The organism is Aeromonas sp. DNP9, from assembly GCF_001728955.1.
Taxonomy (GTDB): Bacteria; Pseudomonadota; Gammaproteobacteria; order Enterobacterales; family Aeromonadaceae; genus Aeromonas; species Aeromonas veronii.
Window position 1 is genome coordinate 83,324 of sequence record NZ_LYSQ01000016.1, and the last position, 23,448, is coordinate 106,771.

Consider the following 23,448-nt stretch of genomic DNA (forward strand, 5'->3'; position numbering starts at 1 on the left):
CATCCCTCCCAAGCTCTTGATATAAGGCAGTATAAGCGGCCGTGCGCTCCGATTGTTTGGCGCCGATCACAGCCCCCGCCTCAACGTAATACCGCCCCTTTGCTCAGCAATCCTTGCCCCAGCCCACCAGCGTCTCGCGATAGAGCGCCAGCAAGGCTTCATCGCGCACCGCCACCCCGACCTGCTGCGGACGATAGGCTGCCCAGTCATCGTGGGAGTGGCGTTTGCCATCGAACTTTTGCAGGGTGTGGCCGATGGCCGGGCCGCTGGTGATAACCCGCACCGGCCCTTCGCGCAGGGTAAAGAGGGTCGGATCAATCACATAGGCGATGGCGGACGGGTCGTGGACATGGCAACCGGAGAGCCCCAGCTTCTCGGAGTAGAAGCGCAGATAGAAGCGGCTGACATCCCACACGAAGCGGCCCGGCTCCCCCGCCTCGTCGCGCAGCGCATCGAGATAGTCGCCGCTGAAGAAGCTCTGCTGGGTCACGTCCAGCCCGATGATCACCACCGGCCAGTCTGCGGTAAAAACCCGGTCGGCGGCATCGGGATCGTCGTGGATATTGGCCTCGGCATAGGGGGTGACGTTGCCGCGATGGCCGTTGACGCCAAAGGCGCCGCCCATCACTACCACCTGTTTCACCAGAGAGACAATCTCGGGCGCCTGTTGTAGCGCCAGCGCCAGATTGGTGAGCGGGCCGATAGTGACCAGGGTGATCTCCCCCGGCGCGGCTTTCACCGCCTCGACAATATATTGCCAAGCGGGGCGAGGATCCGGAGCGATAGTCACCTCCCCCGCCTCCATGTCGCCAAAGCCGCTCGGGCCGTGGACTATGGTGGTGGGGCCGACCGGCTCGCGCAGCAGCGGGGCAGCCGCGCCTTTGGCCACATCCGCCTTCATGCCGTACTTCTGCTTGAGCCAGAGGGCGTTGCGGGTGCCATTGTCGATGGTGGCGTTACCAAAAACAGTGGTAATGGCGAGCAGCTCGATGGCGGGGTGGGCCTCGGCAAACAGGATGGCCATGGCATCGTCGATACCCGGATCGGTATCCAGAATGATTTTATGGGTCATGAGAAATTCCTACGGTGACAAACCCTGCGACAAAAGGGAGAGTCTACCCGGCTGACGGCCCCGTATCCCGGCATGGGATCACAGACCGGGCCTTTGCTCCCGGCAGCGGTGGCGCTGCTGGCGACAATTAGCATAAAAAAACGCGGCCCTGTTGCCAGCGCCGCGCCCTTTATCGTTGTTCGTTATCTGCTATCTGGCAGTGATCTGCCTGACTACGACCCTCAGTGCTTGCGATGCCAGCGCGGTGAGGTCGCCTTCTCCCCCCAGGGGGTGATGCAGGGGAGCAGAGCCCCTTCAATCACCATCTCGCTACCCGCCAGCGCCTCGGCGATCTTCTGGTGCAACACCCGCAGTACTTTGCCCTCGTGCTCGGCCAGAGAGTGGCCCGCGGCAAAGAACTCCGGCTGATATTGCAGTGCCAGCTTCTGGGCGAATTCGTAGGTGTTGAAGCAATCCGGCATCCGCTCAACCACATCTTCAAGCCGGGCCAACAAGCTGTTCAGTTCCCTGGTCATAGTGCTCTCTCCGTGTAGGTTAATAGCCAAAAACTACCCCTTATTAGATAAGCCACCAACGAGCAAACCACAAAAGTGTGGGGAGACACACAGTTCTCTCTTGCGTCTGGCTTGTGGTGAACGGCAGACAGCTTGCCAGCTTTACATTCCGGTAACAAACAGCTAGATTCAGACCGACTAATCAGTCGGTCATTTTTCATGCGGAGAACAACATGGGTGCGGCGCAGCTTCAACACACTCCTGAGGATATCCTCGCCATCAAATTGTCCCTGCCGGATCAGCTGGCACGGCTCAAGCGGGCGAGTCTGGCTCACCCCATGCCAACCCTAGCCGAGCGCCGGGCGCAGCTGACCAAACTCAAACAGGCGTTGCTCGCCCACAAGGGACCGCTGTGCAAGGCGCTGACAGCAGATTATGGCCAGCGCAGCCACTACGACAGCCTGATCGCCGATGTGCTGCCCTGCATCATGCAGATCAACTACACCCAGAAGCGGCTCAAGCGCTGGATGCAGCCCCACCGCCGCCACACCGGCCTGCTGCTGGCCCCCGCCAAAGTAGAGGTGCACTTCCAGCCACTCGGGGTGGTCGGCATCATAGTGCCGTGGAACTTTCCGGTGATGCTGAGCCTCGGCCCCCTCATCACCGCCATCGCGGCAGGCAACCGGGCGATGCTGAAACTCTCCGAGTTCACCCCTCATACCAACGCCGTGCTGCGCACCATGCTCACCAGCGTGTTTGACGAAAACGAGATCGCCATCATCGAGGGAGATGCCCAGATGGCGGCGGCGTTCAGCTCACTGCCGTTCGATCACCTGCTCTTTACCGGCTCCACCATGGTGGGCAAGCTGGTGATGGCCGCCGCCGCGCCCCAGCTCACCCCCCTCACCCTTGAGCTGGGTGGCAAGAGCCCCTGTCTCATCGCCCCCGACATGCCGGTCGCCACCGCGGTCGAGCGGATGATCTTCGGCAAGAGCCTCAACGCCGGGCAGATCTGCGTCGCCCCCGACTATGTGCTGCTGCCCCGCAGCGAGGTGGATAACTTTATCGCCGCCTATCGCCGCCACTTCAGCAAGCTCTACCCGCAGGGGCTCAATAGCGCCGACTACGGCGCCATCATCAACGACCGCCAGTATCAACGTCTCGTCAGCTGGCTCGATGAAGCCGAGCAGGCGGGTGCCCAGCTCCACCCCTGTGGCAGCCCGGCCCGCGATGACCAGCGTCGCCTGCTGGTGCCCCACCTGCTGACCGGAGTGCCGGGTCAGTGTCAGGTGATGCAGCAGGAGATCTTTGGCCCGCTGCTGCCGCTCATCCCCTACGACACCCTGGAGGAGGCACTCGCCTATGTGGCCGAGCGGCCCCGCCCGCTGGCCCTCTATCTGATGAGCTTCGACCCCGAGCTGCAGGCGCGAGTGACCCGGGAGACCCACTCCGGCGGCATGGCGATCAACGAGAGCCTGTTTCAGGTGGCTGCCGACGATGTGCCGTTTGGCGGCATCGGCGCCTCCGGCATGGGCCACTATCACGGCCACGAGGGTTTTCTTACCTTCTCCAAGGCGAAAACCGTGCTGACCCGCGGCAAGTTCACCACCGGCTCCCTGATCCATCCCCCCTACCACAGCTGGATCCAGAAGCTGATGATGGCCTTCTTCCTGCGCTGATGGAGATGACCATGAACCAGGCTATCCCGCAGCCACAAACCATGACCGACAAGCGCCGCCAGATCCTGGATGCCGCCCTCGCCCTCTGCGCCGAAGATGGTCTGCAGGGGGCTGCCACCGCCCGCATCGCCAAGGCGGCCGGGGTAGCCAACGGTACTCTGTTCCACCACTTTCCGAGCAAGGAGGCGCTGATCCTCGCCCTCTATCAGGATGTAAAGACCCGGATGGGGAGCGCCATCCATGAAGCAGATCCGACCCTGCCGCTGTACGACCAGACCCGCCACTACTGGCAGCTGGCGATGGAGTGGATGCAGGCTAACCCCAATGAGCTCAAATTTGTGCTGGGTTTCTTTCACTCTCCGCTGCTGGCCAGACCGGCCCGCAGCCAGATCCTGAACGATGCCCTGCGCTTTCTGCCTGCTCTGCTGGCAAAGGGGCAGGCCAGCGGCGAGCTGATGCAGGCCCCAGCGCCACTGTTGCTGGAGGTGTGTCAGGGCCAGTTCCTCGCCTGCGCATCACTGTTTGTCGATCAACCGGAGCTGGGAGAGGACGACTACTGGCAAGCCAGTGCCTTTGCCCTCTTCTGGTCAGCCATCTCAGGAGCCAACCCCTATGACAACTCCGACCGTTGAATCTCTGGCCGCACTTGGCCGCCGCCTCTGGATCACCACACTGCTCTGGGTGGTGGGTCGTACCCTCTGCCGCGCCGCCCGCACCGACGAGGCAGTACGCCGTGAATTGGCGCCGTTGCCGGACGGGCTGGCTATTCGCCTCGAAGTGGGCGGCATCGGCTACGCCATGAACATGCACAAGCAGGGTGGCCGCTGGTATCCCGGCGCGCCAGCCGCCCCTCATGCCACCATCCATCCGCTACGGGTGCGCTTCAAGCATCCCAATATCGCCTTTCGCGCCCTGAGTTTTCGGCTCGGGGTCAATCAGGCATTTGGCGAAAACCGGCTGCTGGTGGAGGGAGATCTGACCGTTGCCATGCATCTGGTGCGGGGGCTTGAGCAGTTGCAGTCCCTGATCCTGCCCGCTTTTATCGCGCGGCCGCTGCTGCGCCACTATCCCGCCCCGACCAACAAGATCGGCCGGGCCTGCAACATCTATCTGGGTCTGGTGACCGGCTAACGTGCAAGGAGCCTTGAAATGAGCCGCTATTACGATTTCTTCTGCCCGGTCAAACTGCTGGCCGGTGAACAGGCGCTGGAGCAAATGGCCAGCGAGCTGGCCAGCCTAGGGGCCCGTCGCCCGCTGCTGCTGACCGACAAGGGGGTCAATGCCACCGGCCTTGCCACCCTGCTGGCCAATGTGCTGGCCGAGGGGGAGCTGCCAGTCGCCGCCATCTGGGACGAGATCCCGGCCGACTCTTCCACCGCCGTGGTGGAGCGGATCGCCAAACGCTATCGCGAGCTCGACTGCGACAGTCTGGTGGCGCTGGGGGGCGGCTCGGTCATCGACACCGCCAAGGCGGTCAATATTCTCACTTCCATGGGGGGGGATCATCTGCTCGACTACTCGGGCGCCGGTTGCCTGACCCGTCCCCTCAAACCGCTGGCGGTGGTGCCCACCACGGCGGGCACAGGATCAGAAGTGACATTGGTTGCAGTGATCAAGGATGAGGCGAGCGGGCGCAAGGTGCCCTTCACCTCCCCCTTCTTGCTGCCCCAGCTGGCGGTGCTCGACCCGCGCCTGACCCAGGGACTGCCCCTCAATATCACCGCCGCCACTGCCATGGACGCCATGACCCACGCCATCGAGGCTTTTATCGGTACCGCCAAGAACCCGGTGAGCGATGCACTGGCCCTGATGGCGGTGGAGAAGATCGCCAGCGCCCTGCCGCAAATCATCCACGACCCGCAAAACAAACAGCTGCGACTGCAACTGGCGGAAGGATCCACGCTGGCTGGCATGGCATTCTCCAACTCCATGGTGGGGCTGGTGCACGCCCTCGGCCACAGTCTGGGAGCCCGCTGCCATCTGCCCCATGGGCTGTGCATGAACCTCTTTTTGCCGACCGTGCTCGACTACAACCGCCCTGAGGTGGATAGCGAGTTGGCCCGGCTGCTGTTGCCGCTGGTGGGGGCAGAGCGCTTTGCTGCCACCCCGGCCCATCAGCGGGCGGAGGCGACCATCACAGCCATTCGCACCCTGCGCGACACCTTGTGGCAAGCGGTCAAGCTGCCGCGCACCATGAGCGAGGCGGGGGTAAGCGATCGCTCGCTACTGACCGAGATACGCGATCTGGCGGTCAACGACGGCGCCCTGCTGTTCAATCGCAAGGACGCCGACCGTGAGCAGTTACTCACCCTGCTGGAGCGAGCCTGGGCCTGATCCCTCCCCTTTGCCAACACTCTTGTGCTGACATTAACGCGGTGCCCGACTCACCATCGGGCACCTTGATCTACATCGCGATATCGATGTGCCCTCTGTCAAAGGGGGATGATATTGACCACGGGCTCTCATTATCTGTTCTATACCTTGGCTAACAGTTATGTTGTGCCGAGAGACCCAACTTTATGCCAGAGGTGCCCACCATGAGCGACATCATCCATCAGGCCAACCAGCAGCAGTTCATCTGTATGGTGGAGGGGAAAGAGTCGAGACTGCGCTACCGGCGGCTCGATGCCAAGACTATCGACGCCTACAGCACCTTCGTCCCCCCCGAGCTGCGGGTGCAGGGGATTGCCGATCAGCTGGCGCGCGCCTTCTTCAACTGGACTCAGGCGGAGGGGCTCACTATAGTGCCGAGCTGCCGCTACATTGATGTCTGGTTACGCCGCAATGCCAACAACTGAACCTCTGAACACCGTCCTCGAACAGCAATTCCAAGCCAAAACAGAAGCCCTGCTGCGGGCCGATCCGCAGCGGATGGCCTGCCTGCAAGCCGCGGCCGAGCTCAATCTGCCCGACTGGGCGCTGGGAGCAGGCTTTATCCGCAACCTCATCTGGGATCACCTTCACCACAAGGCGGTGCCCACCCCGCTCAACGATATCGACCTTATCTATCTCGATAAAACCGATCCGCAAGGGCTGGCCGAAGCGGAGCACGAAGCTTGGCTCGCCAAACGCCTGCCCGGCCAGCAGTGGGAGGTACGCAATCAGGCCCGCATGCACACTCGCCAGCTGGTAGCGCCGTTTGCCAGCAGCCTTGAGGCGCTCAGCCACTGGGTCGAGGTGCCCACCTGCATCGGCGTACGCCTCACCCGGAATGGCGAGTTCGAGTGGCTTGCCCCCTACGGCTTTGCCATCAACTGGTCGCTGCAAGTGAGTGCCAACCCCAAATGTCGCCAGGACAAACAGATTTTTACCCAGCGCATCAAGGAGAAACGCTGGCAGGCTATCTGGCCTGACCTTCAGGTAAACTGGCCATAACCTGATTGCAATCTTTCGATAACCTTGGGCACACTAGGGGAAAAGCTGGTTGTAACTCAATGGGTTAAATAATGCGCGACTTCTTCTCTCTCGAACGCTGGCTACCGGGCCTCGCCGCCCTGCTGCATTACCAGCGCGCCTGGTTGATGCCAGATCTTCGCGCCGGACTCTCGGTGGCGGCCGTGGCGCTGCCCGTCGCCATCGCCTATGCAGAACTCGCCGGAGTGGGTGCCATCGTCGGCCTCTACTCCTGCATCCTGCCCATGTTGGTCTATGCCCTGTTCGGCACCTCCCGCCAGCTGATCGTCGGCCCCGATGCCGCCACCTGCGCGGTCATTGCCGCCGTAGTGACGCCGCTGGCCGCAGGCGATCCGACCCGTCACTGGCAACTGGTGATGACCATGACCGCCATGACCGGCTTCTGGTGCCTGATTGCCAGCCGCTTCAAGCTGGGGGTGCTGGCGGACTTTCTCTCCCGCCCGATCCTGATGGGGCTGCTCAATGGTGTGGCTATCACCATCATGGTGGGCCAGCTCTCCAAGATCTTCGGCTTCACTTTCAGCGAACGTTACCTCATCGAGCGGATCGCCAGCGGGGCCACCTATATCACCCAGACCCATCTGCCGACCCTGGCCATGAGTCTGGTGGCCCTGCTCACCCTGCTGCTGGCCAAGCGCTACAAACCGGCATGGCCCTCCTCCATGGTGGCCATGGTGGTGACCGCTGCGCTGGTGTGGGGCTTTAATCTCGGCCAGTTTGATATCGCCACCCTGGGGACGGTGGGCTCCGGTCTGCCCGCCTTCCAGATGCCGGAATTCCCCCCCGGTCTGATGCGGGAGCTGGTGCTGCCTGCCCTTAACCTCGCCATGGTGAGCTTCGTCTCCATGATGCTGACCGCTCGCAGCTTTGCAGCCAAAAACGGTTACGAAATCGACGCGGACAAGGAGTTTCGGGCCCTCGGTATGGCTAACCTCGCCTCCGCGGTCTCACAGGGTTTTGCCATCAGCGGCGCGGATTCACGCACCGCGGTCAACGACGCCAACGGCGGCAAGAGCCAGCTGGTCTCTATCATCGCCGCGGCGGTGATCGCCCTCATCACCTTCTATCTGACGGCGCCGCTCAAATATATACCCACTGCCGCCCTCGGGGTGGTGCTGGTGATGGCCTCGCTGTCGCTCACCGATTTTCGCGGTCTCTGGGCACTGCGCCACTCCGATCGATCCGCCTTCTGGCTGGCGCTGGTCACCTTTATCAGCGTGCTTACCATGGGAGTGATCCCCGGGATCACCCTCGCCGTGTTGCTGGGGCTGTTCCAGTTCCTGCGCAATGTGATGCGTCCCACCGACCAGCTGCTTGGCATGGATGACGAGGGGGTGGTGCGCACCCTGGGGGACAACGAACAGGCCAAGGCGATCCCGGGTATTCTGGTCTATCGCTTCAACTCGCCGCTCACCTACTTCAACGCCCCCTACTTCAAGCGGCGGGTGCTGGCCCTGCTGGTGCAGGATCCCCGAGCCCCCAAGTGTCTGGTGATCGATGCGGTCGCCTGCTTCACCCATCAGGACATCAGCGTGATGAGCATGGTGGGGGAGTTGCACAAGGAGCTGAAACGGCGCGGCATCCATATGGTGATGGCGGGTCGCCACGGCCAGATGACCCACTGGCTAAAGCAGGCTGGCGTGCGGGTGGGCGACGAGGGGATCATCCTCTGCCCCGACATGTATCAGGCGCTGCGCCTGACCCGCTGCTATCGCGAGCCGGTGTTCAAGGATGATGCGGTGGTGGAGAGCACCACAGATGCCATCCGCTCAAATTGGCCGCAGGATGATGCCCTGCCCGACTCGGCGCGCCTCACCCTGCCAAGCGAACAGGAGGCGGGCGCCACGCCTGCCTGATCCCTTGGCCTGCTCCCCTGGCCGGTGCAATCCAGCACAAGGATTGCACCGGCCTTGGCCTTGGTGTTAAATGCGCCCCCAGAGGGCACTCCCCCGTGCCCTCCCAGCTGTTGGACATGCCATGCAATCTCAATCCCACGCAGGCCCGGGCACCCTCTTTGCGCTGACCTGGCCGCTCTTTATCGATCTCGCCCTGCACTTTCTGACCGGTGCCCTCAACACCTTCATGGTGGGTCACGTCTCCTATCAGGGAGTGGCGGCGCTGGCGGTCGGCAATCAGGTTTTCGATCTCGCCATCACATTGTTCAGCTTCGTCAGCATCGGTACCAGCGTGGTGATCACCCAGTATCTGGGGGCAGGCGATCGGGAGAAGAGTCGGGTGGTGATCCACACCGCTATCGGCTTCAACCTGCTGATCGGTCTGGTAGCGGCCATCGGCGTGATGGCAGGAGCAAGCACCATGCTGGCGCTGATGAACCTGCCTGCCAATCTGATGAGCGACGGGACGCTTTACTTGCAGATCATCGGTCTCTGCCTGTTGCCGGAAGCGGCAGCCCTCTGTCTGGCAGCCACCCTGCGCGCTCACGGCCACACCCGTCAGGCGATGTATGTGACCCTCATTGTCAACCTCATCACCTTCGTCGGCAACCTGCTGCTGCTCTACGGCTGGTTCGGCCTGCCCCAGCTTGGCGTCGCCGGTGTCGCCATCAGCACGGTCGCGGGCCGCCTGATCGGCGTGGTGCTGCTGGTGTGGCTGGTAGCCCGCAAGACCGGCATTCGACTGGTGGTGCGCGATATCGTCCACCCCAGCCGGGAGATGCTGGGCAAGGTACTCCATATCGGCCTGCCGGCGGCAGGGGAGAACCTCTCCTGGATGCTGCAGTTTATGGTGGTGACAGCCTTTGTCGGACTGCTGGGGGACAAGGCGCTGGCGACCCAATCCTACTTCTTCCAGATCTGCCTGTTTATCCTGCTGTTTGGCCTCTCCATCGGCCTTGGCAACGAGATCATCATCGGCCATCTGGCGGGGGCCAGACAGTTCGATCGCGCCTATCAGCAGCTGCTCAAAAGCCTCAAGCTGGGGCTGGCAGTCACCTGCGTCATCGCCGTGGCGGCGGCCCTCAACGGCCGCACCATCATCAGCCTCTTTACCGATGATGCCGACATCATTACCCAGGTGGCGCAACTGTTTCTTATCAGCCTTATCCTCGAGCCCGGCCGCACCTTCAATCTGGTGGTGATCAACGCCCTGCGGGCCACCGGGGATGCCCGTTTCCCCCTCTACATGGCGTTGCTCTCCATGTGGGGAATTGCCGTGCCACTCTCCTATTTCCTCGGTATCATGCAGGGTTATGGACTGGTCGGTATCTGGCTGGCGCTGGCCTGCGACGAGTGGGTGCGCGGTCTGGCCATGTTCTGGCGCTGGCGCAGTCGTCGCTGGCAAAACAAAATTCTTGTTGAAACAAAAGCGGAATCACAATGAAGAAGATAGGACTCTTGCTGGCTGCCATCCTGCTCAGCCCCCTGGCCATGGCACAAACTGCCCCTGCCGCTCCCAAGGCTCAAGCCACCCAGACCTGGTATGTGGCCCCCATTGCCATCGATGAAACCAGCGACGCCCAGAAGGCGCTGACCAAGGACTTCATGGCCCAGATGATCAAGACCATCAAGATCAACGAGTACCAGACCGGCAAGGCGGTGGGCAACACCAAGAAGCCCAAGTGGCTGATCCGCACCAAGCTGATCCCCGCCAGCAACGAACCGCTGGTCGGCAAGAAGCACCCGCAGGGTCTCACCTACGGCAAGGGCAATCCGACCCAGGAGATCGTCGGCGAGCTGTTGATGAACGGCACCCTGGTGGCCCACATCGGCCAGGGCTGGCGCGAGCCTATCGTCCCGGGCACGCCGGTGGCCGAAAAGCTCTCCATCGCCAACTATCGCTACGCCATCGGGGATCAGGCCAAGTCGGCGGATCTGGAGGAGCTGGCCGCCCAGATTGGCTTTGAAGCAGGCAAGGTGATCCACCGCGACGGCAAGCCGCTGCCCGAGAAGAAAAAGAAAAAAGAGCAGGCGGACGAAGAGAAAGAGTAACGTTGCCTGCATCCATAAAAGGGGCCAGTCGGCCCCTTCTTTGATCCTGCACCCTCACGCCAACACTGCCCCTGTTGTGACTTGTCGCACAGTTTGGCTCACCATTCAGATTGATAAATCACTTATCTTGTTTTGATTCAACAAGTTATAAATATCCCGCCGAATACTCCAAATCATTGCCCCCAAATCCGATCAGGATCACATTTATCCCCGGCACTAAGGGGTAGCTTTGGTCTTACAGGCACAATCAAACGAAACCAAGGAGGCTCCATTACATGTTCCCAGAGTACAGAGAACTCATCTCGAAACTGAAGAGCAGTGATGTCCATTTCCAGAAGAAGTTTGACTTGCACAACGACCTGGATGCGGAGATTAGAAAGTTGGAAAAGCATCACGCCAGCGACTATAGCGCCGAGGTGAGAGATCTGAAAAAACAGAAACTCAAACTGAAAGAGGAGATATACGACATCCTCAAACAACATCCACAATAGATGCCTCGAAGAATATGCGGATAAGCAATTTATCCCCCAGCCCGGCCCACGCGCCGGGCTTTTTGTTGTTTCAGTCAATTAGTTGACACCCGAGCCTACCGATCTTGCCGGTAGTTTGTTACATTTTTCCCTTGGAATTCAGGGAATAACGGTGATGATAACATGAGCAGAAAACGATCTTTTTATCATCTCTTGCTGCTTTGCCTGTTCGCATTGAGCCATCCCCTGCAGGCTCAGGAGCCTGAACTGGAGCTGTGGCACTCCCAGCAGGCCGGTTACGTGATCGACGACGTGATCGCCCGCTTCAATCAGGAGGGGAACCACAGAGTACGGGTCACCCAGATTGAGCCGGGCAAGATCAAAGCGGATCTCCTGCTGGCAGCTCAGGCCAGGGGGCTGCCTGATCTGATGCTGATCCCCTCTGATTTTATCGGCCTCTATCGCCAGATGACCCTCGCTCCCCTCCCGGCAGAGTGGTTTTCCCCCGCGCTGATGGCCAGCGCCTTGCGTTATGTCACCCTGGATCGGCAACGCTGGGGCATGCCCATGATGCAGGGCAACCATCTGATGCTGTTTTACAACAAGGCGCTGGTCTCGACTCCGGTGACCCATTGGCAGCAACTGACTGCTATCACCCCGGCCCTCAAGGCCAAGGGGGTCTACCCCGTCAGCTGGCCCTATCACGACATGTACTACTTCGCCGCCTTTTTACACACCTTTGGCGGCTCGCCGGTGACCGAAGGGCGCATCACCCTCGACAGCCCGGCCATGGTGCAGGCGCTGGAGGCCTACCGCACCGTCGCCAGCGAACAGTGGGTCGATCCCGAGTGCGACTATGACACCGCCCTCACCCGCTTCAATGAGGGCAAGAGCGCCTACCTCATCAATGGGGACTGGGCCTTCAACGATCTGGTGAAGAACATGGGGGATAAGCTGGGCGTTGCCCTGCTGCCCCACTGGCAGACGCGCCCCATGCACTCCATGAGCGGCGCCTACGTGATGGGCGCCTCCCGCCGGGCGATGGACGATGAGGATCGGCAACCCGTCATCAAGGCGCTGATGGCCTTTATTCAGCGTCAGGATATTCAGCAGTTCATCTATCGACAGGGGGCGCTGCTGCCGGTCAATCAGCAGGCCTTTGCCGCCATCAGCCACAACCCCACGCCTCGGGAAAAAGTACTGCTGGAGCAGTTCACCCTCACCACCCCCATGCCCTCCGACAGCGCCATGTCCATCGCCTGGCAAGCAATGGAGAAAGGGTTCGAGCGCTTTAAAGAGGGGATCAGTGCCGCCGACACCGCCCGCTATATGCAGCAGCTGGCCGATCAGCAGTACCGGCAGGTCAAAGCACCATGAAACATCGCACCTTTCGGCTCGGCCCGACCCTCATCATCATCCTGTTCACCGTCGCCTTGCTGCCGGCACTGCTGGCCAGCACTGTGCTGCTGATCCGCCAGCACCAGATCATCGCCCAGAGCGAGCAGTCACAGCTGGAGCGGGCCCTCACCAGCATGACCCGCGAGGCCCGCTTTCGCAGCGAGCTGATCGGCACCCAGATCAATCAACTCAGTCAGGATCGGGTGCTCCATCAGGCCCTCGACAACTTTCTCTTCTCCAGCCATGCCCGGCTGGCGCTGGCCACCTTTGTCAAATCCAACAGCCTGCTCACCTCGGCCTACCTCATCGATGACAAGGGGTTGGTGGTGGAGTACATCAATGGCCAGGCCTCCCACCTCGAGTCGAGCAACCTGATGCCGAAGCTGATGGCCTGGGGCAAGACCCGCGAGGCGAAACAGGGCAAGCATCTGCTGCTGCCCGTCGATGATCCCGTGTTGGTCGACGACATGGAGCAAAACCGCAGCGGCGGGCTGGCGCTGGTAGCCCCCATCTATCGCAACCACCAGCGCGCAGGGGTGATGCAGACCCCTTCCGGCTTCGTGATGGCCATTCTCCCCTGGCGGCAGATGGCCCAGTTGCTGGAACCCTATCTCAAGGGGAGCGAATATCTGGTGATCTCCCAGGGCGAGAACCGTCTCTACGAAGGAGCTCACCAGAGCGCCAACGCCATGGATGACAGGGAGCCAAGCAAGATGGCGCAGCCCCTGGCTATTGGCTGGCCCCAGCTGGAGCAGGAGATCACCCCCACCATCACCCTCTACAGCTACAGCAATGACAGGGTCAGCGAGCTCAATAAATCCCAACAGCTGCTGACCGTCAGCATCGCCGTCATGTTGCTGCTGGTAGCCATCGGCTGCGTCTGGCTCACCCGCTGGCTCACCCGACCGCTGCGCTCGCTGGCCGCGCTGGTGCGCAGCTATGGCAAGGGCAACTACCAGCAACGGCAGGCGCCGCTGCGCTTTGTGGAGTACGACGAGGTGCGCCAGCTGCTGCAGGAGATGGCCAGCACCATCTCGGATCAGGTGCGGGCGCTCTATCAGCAAAATGAACAGCTGCAGCAGGCCAATAGCGAGAAAGAGGCCTTCAACCAGCGGCTGCTAGGCTTCAACGACGAACTGGAGCAAGAGGTTGCCTCGCAAACGACCGCCCTGCGCTCGGCCCTGAGCCGGGAGGAGCGCAGCCGCCATATCCTGCAATCCTGGTTGCAGTTCGGTCTGCACCAGCAGCTGGATATCGATATTGCCGAGCTGGCCAGCTCCGCCCTGCTGCAACTCTCGCAGCTCTATCCTGGCCACCGCTGGGGACTGGTGATCCGCCGAGACGGGCAGCCCCACTACTCCCTGACCCAGGGGGTCGATGCCCCCTTGCGGGATGCCTTGCAGGAGAAACTGACTCAACTGATGGATGAGGAGGTCAAACACTCCGAATGCCAGTGGGATAACGCACTCTGGAAGATCATGACCCTGCCCGGCAGCCAGAGCGGCGTGCTGTTTGGCTATCTGATGGTGAGCGCAGAAGGGCTGGAGTCCGAAGACAGGGCCATCTTGCGGCTGTTTGCCAAGCAGTTGGCGGTGGGCATTGAGGGGCGCCTCTTCACCGACGAGCTGGCGCGGGTCGCCCGCACCGACAACCTCACCGGGCTCCCCAACCGGCAGGCGTTCGAAGAGACCTTCCACCACTATCAAGCAGTGCTCGCGCGCCATCCGGAGCGTCACCTCGCCCTCTTCATGCTCGACCTCAACGGCCTCAAGCGCACCAACGACCAGTATGGGCACGAGGCGGGCGACGCCCTGCTGATCCAGATGGCTCGCCAGCTGCGCACCCTCTGCCGTCAGGATGAGAAGATTTTCCGCATCGGCGGCGACGAGTTCGTGCTGCTGGCGGAGGCGGATCACCTCGCCAGCCAGCAGCTGGCTGGCAGGTTGGAGGCAAGCCAGCAGCACGCCATCGTGCAGCATGGGGAGCACAGCTTCCAGCTGCGTTTTGCCATCGGATGGAGCAGCAGCGACCAGACTCCGCTGGCGGAGCTGAGCCGGATGGCTGACGATGCCATGTATGCCAATAAGGCGCGCTTCTATCAGGGGCAGCGCTAAAAGCGGAGGTCTCTGGCGTTGGCGAGCCTTTCGCCAACGCCCTGATCAGCTCGCAAAAATGGTGCGCAACGCTAGACGCGGCGCGGACCATGACTAAGATAGGGGCTCTTGATGTCTCGATTTGGAAGGGAGTAGGAAATGGAGTTAGTACTTGGCCCACTGGAAGCCCGCGTCATCGGCTGTCTGATTGAAAAAGAGATCTGCACCCCGGATCAATATCCCCTCTCCCTTAATGCACTGGTCAACGCTTGCAACCAGAAGAGCAACCGCGAGCCGGTGCTGGAGCTCTCCGAGCTCGATATCCGCGCCGTGGTGGACGAGCTGATCCGCAAGCGGCTGGTGGTCAACACTGCAGGCTTCAACGCCCGGGTGCCCCGCTACCAGCACAGATTCTGCAACACCGAATTTGGCGAGCTGAAATTCAGTGCCCAGGAGCTTGGCATCGTCTGCGAACTGCTGCTGCGCGGCCCGCAAACCCCGGGGGAGCTGCGCTCGCGCACCAACCGCCTCTGCAGTTTCGATGATGTCACCGAGGTGGATGCGGTGCTGACCCAACTCATCGAGCGTGGCCCCTACGTGGTCAAGCTGCCGCGCGAGCCGGGCAAGCGCGAATCCCGCTACGCCCACCTGTTCAGCGGTGAGGTGGATATTCAGGCGATGATGGATGCCGCTCCCGCCGCGGCCTATGCCTCCCCTGCCGCCGACCGTCTGAGCGAGCTGGAGCAGGAGGTGAGCGAGCTCAAGAGCCGTCTCGCCGCCATGGAAGCGCGGCTGGCTGCGCTGGATGGTCAGGGCTGATCGCCTTTACCATCGCCAATCTCTATCAGGGAGCCGGGGCTGATGTCCCCGGCTCCCTGCGTTTTTTCATCGTGAGGAAGTGCCCGTGATCTCCCTGATTAAAGAGTCAGACCACCAGAAGATGCCCTGGAAAAACCAGCAGGGCACCACCAGCCAGATCCTCATCTCCCCCAAGGGGAGCAGCCTTGCCAAACTCGACTTTGACTATCGACTGAGCTCGGCCCCCATCAAGAGCGCGGGTCCCTTCTCCCCCTTTCCCGGCTATCAGCGCATTTTGCTGCCGGTGAGCGGAGCAGGCTTTGTGCTCAACGGCCACCCCTACGCCACCTTCGAGGCGGCGCACTTTAGCGGCGATGAGGAGACCCACTGCGAGTTGCTGAAAAAAGAGGTGACCGATCTGGGGCTTATCTACCACCCGGACAAGATTGCGGCCAACGTGCGGGTATTGAACCTCCCCTTCCCGCTGACCCTTACCCTCGAGCCAGAGAAGACCTACCTCTGTCACCTGCTGAGTGGCCAGCTGACTGTGCAGGGCAAAGAGGTAGCCATCAACGAGACGCTGGTGGTGACCGGGGAAGAGAGCATTCACTTCGAATGCCAGAAGAAGACCGCCATCGCCTTCTTTACCCTGCAGGCCAAATAGCGCAAAAGTCGGCGGTGTGCAGTCATGCCACGCAACACACAAACAGCAGAGATGAAAAAGCCGGGAAATCCCGGCTTTTCTATTGAGGCAACCGGCTCGATGCCGGTCAGCACCCTAGTTGACCTTGAAGGAACCCTTCATCATGGCGAAGTGGCCGGGGAAGGAGCAGAAGAAGGTGAGATCCTTGCCCGCCAGACCGTCGGTCTTGAAGGTGACGCTGCTGCTCTCGCCGCCGCCGATCAGCTTGGTGTGAGCCAGCACACGGGGATCATCCTTGGGCAGATAGCCGTTCTCGGCCCCGGCGCTCATCCCGGCAGTCGCCACGGTCTGATAGTCGGCGGTGCTGGCCAGCACCCAGTTGTGACCCATGGCGGTCACGGGCAGCTTGCCGGTATGGTTCAGGGTGACCGTCACCTCCTTGCAGGTGGCCGGCACGCTCATCTCTTTGAGGTTGTACTGCATGGCATCATTGCCTTCGATGACCAGTGCACACTCATCCGCCAGCACGGGGGCAGCCAGGGTACTCAGAAACAGCAGGGTAATCGCCTTTTTCATCATCTTCTCCTTTGATTGGCAATGGATGGCAACGACTTGGCGGATGCGGTGAACGCTTCGCAAAGATGCCGTCTAAATCGACCTTCATTTTACTCAATTGTCTTCAATCGGCTATGGCTTTTGGCCAAAGCTGCGGGCCAGGTCACCAGATGGTGCAGCACTCGCCAATATCTTTCCTCACGGATGGACGATACGACCCGCTACAGCCACAGGTTCAAAACTGTTTAATTTTTTCTGCCCTTTTCCCTCCGATTGCGCCTATCAGGGCTCGCCCGAAGGGCGCCCCTTGGCTAAGCTAGCGCCCCGATATGAACCTTCTCCAGATGAGAGCGCCGGATGATTGCGATAACCCCCGTGGCGGCCATGCGCGGCCTGCTGCTGACCCTGCTGCTGGCGCTGGCCGGCTGCCAGCCCACCCCGCCTGCCCAGACCCGTATTCAGGGCAAGACCATGGGCACCTACTATGTGGTGACCCTGAGCGATAGTTATCCCGGTGGGGAGCCCGCCCTCAAAAGTGACGTAGAAAGTTTGCTAGCCCGGATGAACAAAGAGATCTCCACCTACGATCCGGGTTCGCTCATCTCCCGTTTCAATCAGGGGCCCGCCAACACCCCGTTTGCCATCCCGCCCGCCATGGCCATCATAGTCCAGCAGGGGATTGATGCCGGTAAGCTGACCGACGGCAAGCTGGATGTGACCGTGGGGCCTCTGGTCAATCTGTGGGGCTTTGGCCCGGACAAACGGCCGGTCAAGCGGCCCGATGAGGAAGCCATCGCCGCCGCCCGCCACAAGGTAGGGATCGACAAGCTGACCCTGACCCCGCAAGGGGATCACTTCCTGCTCGAAAAAACGATCCCGGATCTCTATCTCGACCTCTCCACCCTTGGCGAGGGGGCCGCCTCTGACGAGATTGCCGCCCTGCTCGAAGGCAAGGGGGTACACAACTACCTGATCGAAGTGGCCGGTGCGGTGCGTAGCAAGGGCAACAACAGCAAGAGCTCGCCATGGAAAGTGGCCATCGTCGAACCCTCCGATCAGCCGGGGGCGTTTTCCGATATCGTCATCCCCAACGGCATGGCGCTCAGCACCGCGGGCAGCTATCGCAACTACTACGAGCTGGATGGCCAGCGTTACTCCCATATCATCGACCCCGCCACCGGCCAGCCGGTCACCCACAAGCTGGTCTCCGCCAGCGTCATCACCCCGACCGCACTGGAGGCCGATGCCCTCGATACCGCGCTGATGGTGATGGGGCCTGAAGCGGGGATGGCATTTGCCAAACAGCACCAGCTGGCGGTCTATCTCATCATCAAGACCGAACAGGGGTTCAAGGCCGAGTACACGCCGCAATTTGCTCCCTATCTGGCAGAGAAAAAACGGTGAGTTCAAGGCCCTGGCAACAGGGCCTTTTTCTTTCACTCATCGCGGGCAAAAGGCGGACAAACGGAGATGGTTCGCAATCGACAATTTGGCCAATTGCCTCTTCGGGCGCTTTGGTGGCACACTTTCTCCCATCAGCCCGTAGCGCCTCGACCCAGACAGATGCAGACACCTGAACAAGAGCCAGAAAAAAAGAGCACAGCCAAGCCACAACGCATTCTGATGGTCAATGAGCAACGCTCGTTTCAGGTGATGATGAAGGCGATGCTGCTCAATCTGGGTATCAGCAACATCACCTACTCCAATACCGCCGAGGATGCGCGGCGCCGCTGCCAGAAAGGCAGTTTCGACATCTATCTCATCGATTACGATCTCGGGGTTGGCGAGAATGGCCGCCAGTTGCTCGAGAGCCTGCGCGACAAAGATCTGATCCCGCCCCAGAGCGTGGTGATCATGGTGAGTGGCGACAGCTCCCGCGCCATGGTACTAAGCGCGCTGGAAGCCGAGCCCGACGAATACCTGATGAAGCCCTTCTCTCAGGAGCAGTTCTCGTTTCGCTTGAAGCGTGCCCTCGCCCGGCGCAACGCCCTGGCCAGCGTCTTTACCGCGCTAGCCGATGACAATCTGGCAGCCCTCATTACCGCCTGTGCCGAGCGGGCCGATGCGGTGCCCCGTTTTGCCAACTACTGCCGCTGCCTGCAGGCCGATACCCACCTCAAGCTGGGTCAGGCGCAGGAGGCGCGCTCTTTAATGCGCCAGCTGCTGGCCGGGCAGGAGAACAGCTGGGCCCGCCTGACGCTGGGCAAGGCGTGCAACACCCTGGGGCTCCACGAAGAGGCGGTCAGCCATCTGCAGGCGACCCTCAAAAATACCCCGCTGATGGTGGAGGCTCACCTCTGGCTGGCAGAATCCCTGCTGGCCCTTGGCAATGACGAGCAGGCGCAGCAGGAGCTCAGACGGGCGGTGGATATCTCCCCCCAGTCGGTGCAACTCTCCCGACGACTGGCAGAGGTGTGCCTGCAGCGCCACGACTACGCCCAGGCCAAGGATGTGCTGATGTCGCTGATCGACCTGTCGCGCAACTCGATCCATCGCACCCCCCACTATCTGGGGGCCTATATCCAGACCCTGACCCTCTACGCCCTCAACAGCAACGACAGCTACCACATCGCCAACCTGCAAAAGCAGGTCAATTCCGCCCTGTCGCGCATCCGCGACTCGTTGATGATGTCGGAGTTCAACTACCCGGTGTTCGAGCAGATCTGTCAGGCCCGGGTGCAGATTGCGCTGGGTGAGTTGCTCAAGGGCAAGAAGATGCTCTATCGCGCCAATCAGAACTGGCTCGATGAACCGGCCACCATGCCCCCCGCCCTGCTTGGCGAGACCATCCTTGCCCTCTACCAGCTCGGCGAGTTTGAATATGCCGAAAGCCTGCAAGGGCTGCTGGCGGAGGACGAAGATCGGCTGCTCACCACCTGCATTCAGGCAACCCGCGATGACAAGACGGTGCTGGAGCGGCGTCAGCGCTACCAGCAGCTCAACGATCTGGGGATCAAGGCCTATCAGAGCGGCGAGCTGGAGCAGGCCCTCGGCCATTTTCGCGAGGCCCTGCGCCGCGCCCCCGCCAATACCGGTGCCGCCCTCAACAAGATCCAGGTGCTGCTGCAACTGATGCAGAAAAACCGCAAGAGTTCGGAATTTGGTGCCGAGTGCAAAGAGACCCTGGACGTGCTCGACGGCATTCCCCTCAACCCGGCCCAGCAGGAGCGTTTTCGCAAGCTGCGTCAGGAGTTCAACCAGTTCAGCTAAGACGCCGCCACGCCCCCTTTTCCCCGCCTATGCTGAAACCAGTTCGGCAATGCGAGGGAAACGAAGATGGCGATGTGTCGTTATCTGGTGGCCGATGGCCGCCACTGCAGTGAAGAGGCTGGCGAGCACGATCTCTGCCACTGGCATGATCCCCACCATACCCATCAGGAAGCCCGCAGCGCCGAGGCGCTTGAACAGTACGTTCGCGCAGGCGGACTCTGCCACGGCCTGCAGCTGTCACGGGCCAATCTGGCGGGTCTCAATCTGGTCAACAAGGAGTCCGATCAGGGATTTTTGCTGGAGCAGTGCAACCTCTATCGCGCCAACCTGCGCGGTGGTCACCTCTACGGCCTGCGCATGAAGGGCGGCAGCCTGATGAAGGCTGATCTGAGTGATGCCAATCTCCAGTGCGCTACCCTCGATGACGTCAACCTGCTTGGCATCCGCTGGCACAACACCCGGCTCGACAACATGCAGACCGGCAAACGGGTGATGCAGGATCGCAAGGGGCGCCGCGAACGGGATCCCAAACAGGCGCGCATCTGGTTCAAGGAGGCGGAAGAGACCTACCGGGATCTGCGCAAAGCCTCCGAGGCACAGGGGATTTTCACCATGTCCGGCAACTATATCCAGCAGGAGCTCACCATGCGCCGCCTGCAACTGCCGTTCTGGTCGACCCAGCGCTTCACCTCCTGGGTGGTCGATCTCTTCTGCGGCTATGGCGAGGCCCCGATGCGGGTGGTGCTCTTCTCGTTGCTGCTCATCTTTATCTGCAGCATTTTTTACTTCTTCTGCGGACTGCATTTTCAGGGCGAGCACCTCATCTACCAGCCCGGTGCCCCGCTCGAGCAAAATGCCATCTTCCTGCTCGAATGCCTCTACTACAGCGTGGTCACCTTCACCACGTTGGGGTACGGCGACTTCACTCCGGTCGGGCTCTCCAGGATCTTCGCCGCCTTCGAGGCCTTCACCGGCAGCTTTACGCTGGCGCTGTTTGTGGTGGTATTCGTCAAGAAGATGACCCGCTGACAACCTGCCCACGATCTTGCTGCGAGGCCGTGATCAAGGCTCATGTGCTGCTCGGAATCCTCACGTATATCTATACGCTCCGGTTCCTGCGCTGCGCTTCACCTTGCTGACAGCCTCTCGCGACAGCTCATGAACAGGTTACCGAGCAGCTACGCCAGTCATAGCCCCCAAACTTGCATCCACCGCCGATTCCTAGTCCAATAGCCACTTATAAAAATGACATGAGCATCCCGGACATGAAGATCATCTCTTTCAATATCAACGGCCTGCGCGCCCGTCTGCACCAACTGCAAGCCATCATCGACAAGCACCAGCCCGATGTGATCGGCCTGCAGGAGATCAAGGTGCACGATGAAGCATTCCCGCTGGCCGATGTGGAGGCCATGGGCTATCACGTGGAGTTTCACGGCCAGAAGGCCCACTACGGGGTCGCCATCATGAGCAAGCAGAAGCCAGTCAAGGTGGAGAAAGGCTTCCCCACCGATGACGAAGAGGCCCAGCGCCGGATGATCATGGCCACCTTCGAGCGCGAAGACGGCTCTCTCATCAAGGTGATGAATGGCTACTTCCCGCAGGGTGAAAGTCAGGATCACGAGACCAAGTTCCCGGCCAAGCAGAAGTTCTACGAGGATCTGCAGCACTACCTCGAAACCAACCACACCCCGGACGACCAGCTGGTGCTGATCGGGGATATGAATATCTCCCCCACCGATCTCGACATCGGCATCGGCGAGGCGAACCGCAAACGCTGGCTGCGGGATGGCAAATGCTCCTTCCTGCCCATCGAGCGCGAATGGATGGAGCGACTGAAAGGGTTTGGCCTCACCGACACCTTCCGCGCCGCCAATCCCACCGAGTGCGAGCGTTTCTCCTGGTTTGACTACCGCTCCAAGGGCTTTGACGAGAACCGCGGCCTGCGCATCGACCTCATCATGGTCTCCGACGCCCTCAAGGACAGCGTGACCGAGACTGGTATCGACTACGAGCTGCGCGGCATCGAGAAACCCTCCGACCACGCCCCCATCTGGGCCTGCTTCGCCTGACACGGCGCAAGATTAACCGATGAGCCACGACGAATTCGTAAACTGTGAAGCGGCTCGCGGTTGCCTGCGATAAAAGGGCGTAAAAAACCCATCCAGACAAGGTGCCTTATGGCACCTTATTTTTTGCAGCAAGGAGTGGCTGGCGTGATACGGTTACGAAGAGCCCGGGCCCGGGATGAACATCCCCGAAGCCCCCCCGCCCAAATCGGAAAAGTCAGACTTTTTTCGTCAATCGGCAACCCTAATTGCCACTTTGGGAAGGTTGTGTTCAAGGTTGCCGCCCTATCATCTCCCATTCCAATCATAAAGAAGTTGTTTTTTTAATCATGAAGTTAATGATGTGTATGGAGAAACATGCTGAACGCAGCAGCCGAAATCGATCCAACAGGAGTGTGATGATGAAGGTGTCCAATGCCGGAAGAGAGGTTTACAAACGCAGCTTGCTGACCCTGGCGCTGATCAGCGGTCTGAGTGCCTGTGGCGGCGAGACGACCCAGACGGCACAGACCATGCCCGCCGTCCCTGTGGTGGTCGCCGAGGTCAAGCTGACCGATGTGCCGCTCACCACCGAGATGGTGGGAGAGACCGCCGGTTTTCGCGAGATTGATGTGCGCTCCCGGGTCAGTGGCATCCTACTCAAGCGCACTTATGTGGAAGGCCAGCCGGTTACCGCCGGTCAGGAGCTGTTTCTGATTGACCCTGAGCCCTACAAGGTGGCGCTGGAGCAGGCCAAAGGGACTTTGGCTCAGGAGCAGGCCCGTCTCAACAAGGCCCGTGCCGATCGGGATCGCATCATTCCCCTCTTCAAACGTCAGGTGGTGAGTCGCAAGGACTATGACGACACCATCGCCAACTACGAGGCGGCCATCGCAAGCCATCAGGCCGCTCAGGCCAAGGTGAAAGAGGCGGAGCTCAACCTCAGCTACACCCAGGTGACCGCCCCCATCAACGGCATGGCGAGCAAGAGCTCCCAGTCCGAGGGGAGCCTTATCTCCACCAGCGGCGACAACGGCCTGCTCACTACCATCACCCAGTTTGATCCGCTCTACGTCAACTTCTCCTACTCGGAGCAGGATCGTCTCAACTTCGAAAACTCGGTAAAGAAAGGGGTGATTGAGGCGAAGGATGCCACCACCTGGCGCACCCATATCCGTCTGGCCGATGGCTCCCTCTACCCGGAGGCGGGCAAGCTCAACTTCTCCGACAACCGGGTCGATCCGCAGACCGGCACCATCCGTGCCCGCGCCATCTTCGACAACAAGGACGGCGTACTGCTGCCAGGCCAGTTTGTCCGTATGACCATCGATCTGGGCACCCGCAAAAACGCCATCGTGGTGCCGCCGCGCGCCATCGTCCAGTCCCAGGCTGACCGCATGGTGATGGTGGTCGATGCCGACAACAAGGTAGTGCCCCGTCCGGTGACCCTGGGCGCGGCAGTCGACTCCGGCGTGCTGATCGAGAGCGGCCTGCAGGCTGGTGAGCGCTATATCGTCGAAGGCTTGATGAAGGCTCGCCCCGGCGCCGTGGTGAAACCTGTCTCTGCCGACGAGATGAAGGCGATCACCGGCAAGGTGGTCAGCCAGTCTGCGGCCAAGTAAGGAGC

At 60.9% G+C, this 23,448-nt stretch carries 22 protein-coding genes; 19 read left to right on the forward strand and 3 right to left on the reverse strand.

What is annotated here, in order from left to right; genetic code table 11:
- Positions 1-103: 103 nt before the first annotated feature.
- Both A9G06_RS12510 and A9G06_RS12515 read right to left on the reverse strand, forming a co-directional pair.
- Positions 104-1,072, reverse strand: coding sequence for a nucleoside hydrolase (locus A9G06_RS12510; RefSeq protein WP_069555455.1), 969 nt, complete (start codon positions 1,070-1,072; stop codon positions 104-106).
- A 221-nt stretch (positions 1,073-1,293) separates the two neighbouring features.
- Entirely contained in the window at positions 1,294-1,587 is a 294-nt protein-coding gene (locus A9G06_RS12515) for a hypothetical protein (protein ID WP_069555456.1), read from the reverse strand.
- Between the two features lie 212 nt (positions 1,588-1,799).
- On the opposite strand from A9G06_RS12515, the gene A9G06_RS12520 reads away from it, so the two are divergent.
- The 14 genes from A9G06_RS12520 to A9G06_RS12585 all read left to right on the forward strand — a co-directional run bounded on the left by A9G06_RS12520 (position 1,800) and on the right by A9G06_RS12585 (position 16,029).
- Complete coding sequence (locus A9G06_RS12520) at positions 1,800-3,245, forward strand: coniferyl aldehyde dehydrogenase (protein ID WP_064339809.1); 1,446 nt, start codon at positions 1,800-1,802, stop codon at positions 3,243-3,245.
- An 11-nt stretch (positions 3,246-3,256) separates the two neighbouring features.
- A complete protein-coding gene (locus A9G06_RS12525; RefSeq protein ID WP_069555480.1) occupies positions 3,257-3,877 on the forward strand; it encodes a TetR/AcrR family transcriptional regulator in 621 nt (206 codons plus the stop codon).
- Positions 3,858-4,376 (forward strand): hypothetical protein, encoded by a 519-nt coding sequence (locus A9G06_RS12530; RefSeq protein ID WP_069555457.1) that lies wholly within the window; start codon positions 3,858-3,860, stop codon positions 4,374-4,376. Before A9G06_RS12525 ends, A9G06_RS12530 begins: the two co-directional genes overlap by 20 nt.
- Positions 4,377-4,394: 18 nt before the next feature.
- Positions 4,395-5,579 (forward strand): iron-containing alcohol dehydrogenase, encoded by a 1,185-nt coding sequence (locus A9G06_RS12535; RefSeq protein WP_069555458.1) that lies wholly within the window; start codon positions 4,395-4,397, stop codon positions 5,577-5,579.
- A gap of 203 nt (positions 5,580-5,782) precedes the next feature.
- Positions 5,783-6,043, forward strand: coding sequence for a GNAT family N-acetyltransferase (locus tag A9G06_RS12540; protein ID WP_005337747.1), 261 nt, complete (start codon positions 5,783-5,785; stop codon positions 6,041-6,043).
- Positions 6,030-6,620 carry a nucleotidyltransferase family protein gene (locus A9G06_RS12545; protein WP_069555459.1) on the forward strand — a complete coding sequence of 197 codons (591 nt, stop codon included), beginning with the start codon at positions 6,030-6,032 and terminating at the stop codon, positions 6,618-6,620. Before A9G06_RS12540 ends, A9G06_RS12545 begins: the two co-directional genes overlap by 14 nt.
- Before the next feature lie 71 nt (positions 6,621-6,691).
- Complete coding sequence (locus A9G06_RS12550; RefSeq protein WP_021230679.1) at positions 6,692-8,515, forward strand: SulP family inorganic anion transporter; 1,824 nt, start codon at positions 6,692-6,694, stop codon at positions 8,513-8,515.
- 121 nt (positions 8,516-8,636) lie between these two features.
- Entirely contained in the window at positions 8,637-9,998 is a 1,362-nt protein-coding gene (locus A9G06_RS12555; protein WP_013723595.1) for an MATE family efflux transporter, read from the forward strand.
- Positions 9,995-10,606, forward strand: a complete 612-nt coding sequence (locus A9G06_RS12560) for a hypothetical protein (protein WP_005361671.1) — start codon at positions 9,995-9,997, stop codon at positions 10,604-10,606. The genes A9G06_RS12555 and A9G06_RS12560 overlap by 4 nt, the downstream gene beginning before the upstream one ends.
- A 275-nt stretch (positions 10,607-10,881) precedes the next feature.
- A complete protein-coding gene (locus A9G06_RS12565; RefSeq protein WP_005337763.1) occupies positions 10,882-11,097 on the forward strand; it encodes a DUF465 domain-containing protein in 216 nt (71 codons plus the stop codon).
- Positions 11,098-11,259: 162 nt separating this feature from the next.
- Positions 11,260-12,453: an extracellular solute-binding protein gene (locus tag A9G06_RS12570; protein ID WP_069555460.1), complete on the forward strand. Its 1,194-nt coding sequence runs from the start codon at positions 11,260-11,262 to the stop codon at positions 12,451-12,453.
- Positions 12,450-14,588: a diguanylate cyclase gene (locus A9G06_RS12575; RefSeq protein ID WP_069555461.1), complete on the forward strand. Its 2,139-nt coding sequence runs from the start codon at positions 12,450-12,452 to the stop codon at positions 14,586-14,588. The genes A9G06_RS12570 and A9G06_RS12575 overlap by 4 nt, the downstream gene beginning before the upstream one ends.
- A 138-nt stretch (positions 14,589-14,726) precedes the next feature.
- On the forward strand, positions 14,727-15,386 hold the full coding sequence (locus tag A9G06_RS12580) for a DUF480 domain-containing protein (RefSeq protein ID WP_005361682.1): 660 nt from the start codon (positions 14,727-14,729) through the stop codon (positions 15,384-15,386).
- 85 nt (positions 15,387-15,471) lie between these two features.
- Positions 15,472-16,029, forward strand: coding sequence for a HutD family protein (locus A9G06_RS12585; RefSeq protein ID WP_069555462.1), 558 nt, complete (start codon positions 15,472-15,474; stop codon positions 16,027-16,029).
- Positions 16,030-16,143: 114 nt separating this feature from the next.
- Here A9G06_RS12585 and azu read toward each other — a convergent pair whose 3' ends face one another.
- Positions 16,144-16,584 (reverse strand): azurin, encoded by a 441-nt coding sequence (azu, locus tag A9G06_RS12590; protein ID WP_005337768.1) that lies wholly within the window; start codon positions 16,582-16,584, stop codon positions 16,144-16,146.
- Positions 16,585-16,920: 336 nt separating this feature from the next.
- On the opposite strand from azu, the gene A9G06_RS12595 reads away from it, so the two are divergent.
- The 5 genes from A9G06_RS12595 to A9G06_RS12615 all read left to right on the forward strand — a co-directional run bounded on the left by A9G06_RS12595 (position 16,921) and on the right by A9G06_RS12615 (position 23,443).
- The gene (locus A9G06_RS12595; protein WP_083243787.1) at positions 16,921-17,967 is read left to right on the forward strand and encodes an FAD:protein FMN transferase; all 1,047 of its coding nucleotides are present in this window, start codon (positions 16,921-16,923) and stop codon (positions 17,965-17,967) included.
- 159 nt (positions 17,968-18,126) lie between these two features.
- Entirely contained in the window at positions 18,127-19,773 is a 1,647-nt protein-coding gene (locus A9G06_RS12600; protein ID WP_069555463.1) for a tetratricopeptide repeat-containing response regulator, read from the forward strand.
- A 66-nt stretch (positions 19,774-19,839) separates the two neighbouring features.
- Positions 19,840-20,802: an ion channel gene (locus A9G06_RS12605; RefSeq protein ID WP_069555464.1), complete on the forward strand. Its 963-nt coding sequence runs from the start codon at positions 19,840-19,842 to the stop codon at positions 20,800-20,802.
- Between the two features lie 236 nt (positions 20,803-21,038).
- On the forward strand, positions 21,039-21,845 hold the full coding sequence (xthA, locus tag A9G06_RS12610; RefSeq protein WP_069555465.1) for an exodeoxyribonuclease III: 807 nt from the start codon (positions 21,039-21,041) through the stop codon (positions 21,843-21,845).
- A gap of 398 nt (positions 21,846-22,243) precedes the next feature.
- Positions 22,244-23,443 carry an efflux RND transporter periplasmic adaptor subunit gene (locus A9G06_RS12615; protein ID WP_031227697.1) on the forward strand — a complete coding sequence of 400 codons (1,200 nt, stop codon included), beginning with the start codon at positions 22,244-22,246 and terminating at the stop codon, positions 23,441-23,443.
- Positions 23,444-23,448 lie beyond the last annotated feature (5 nt).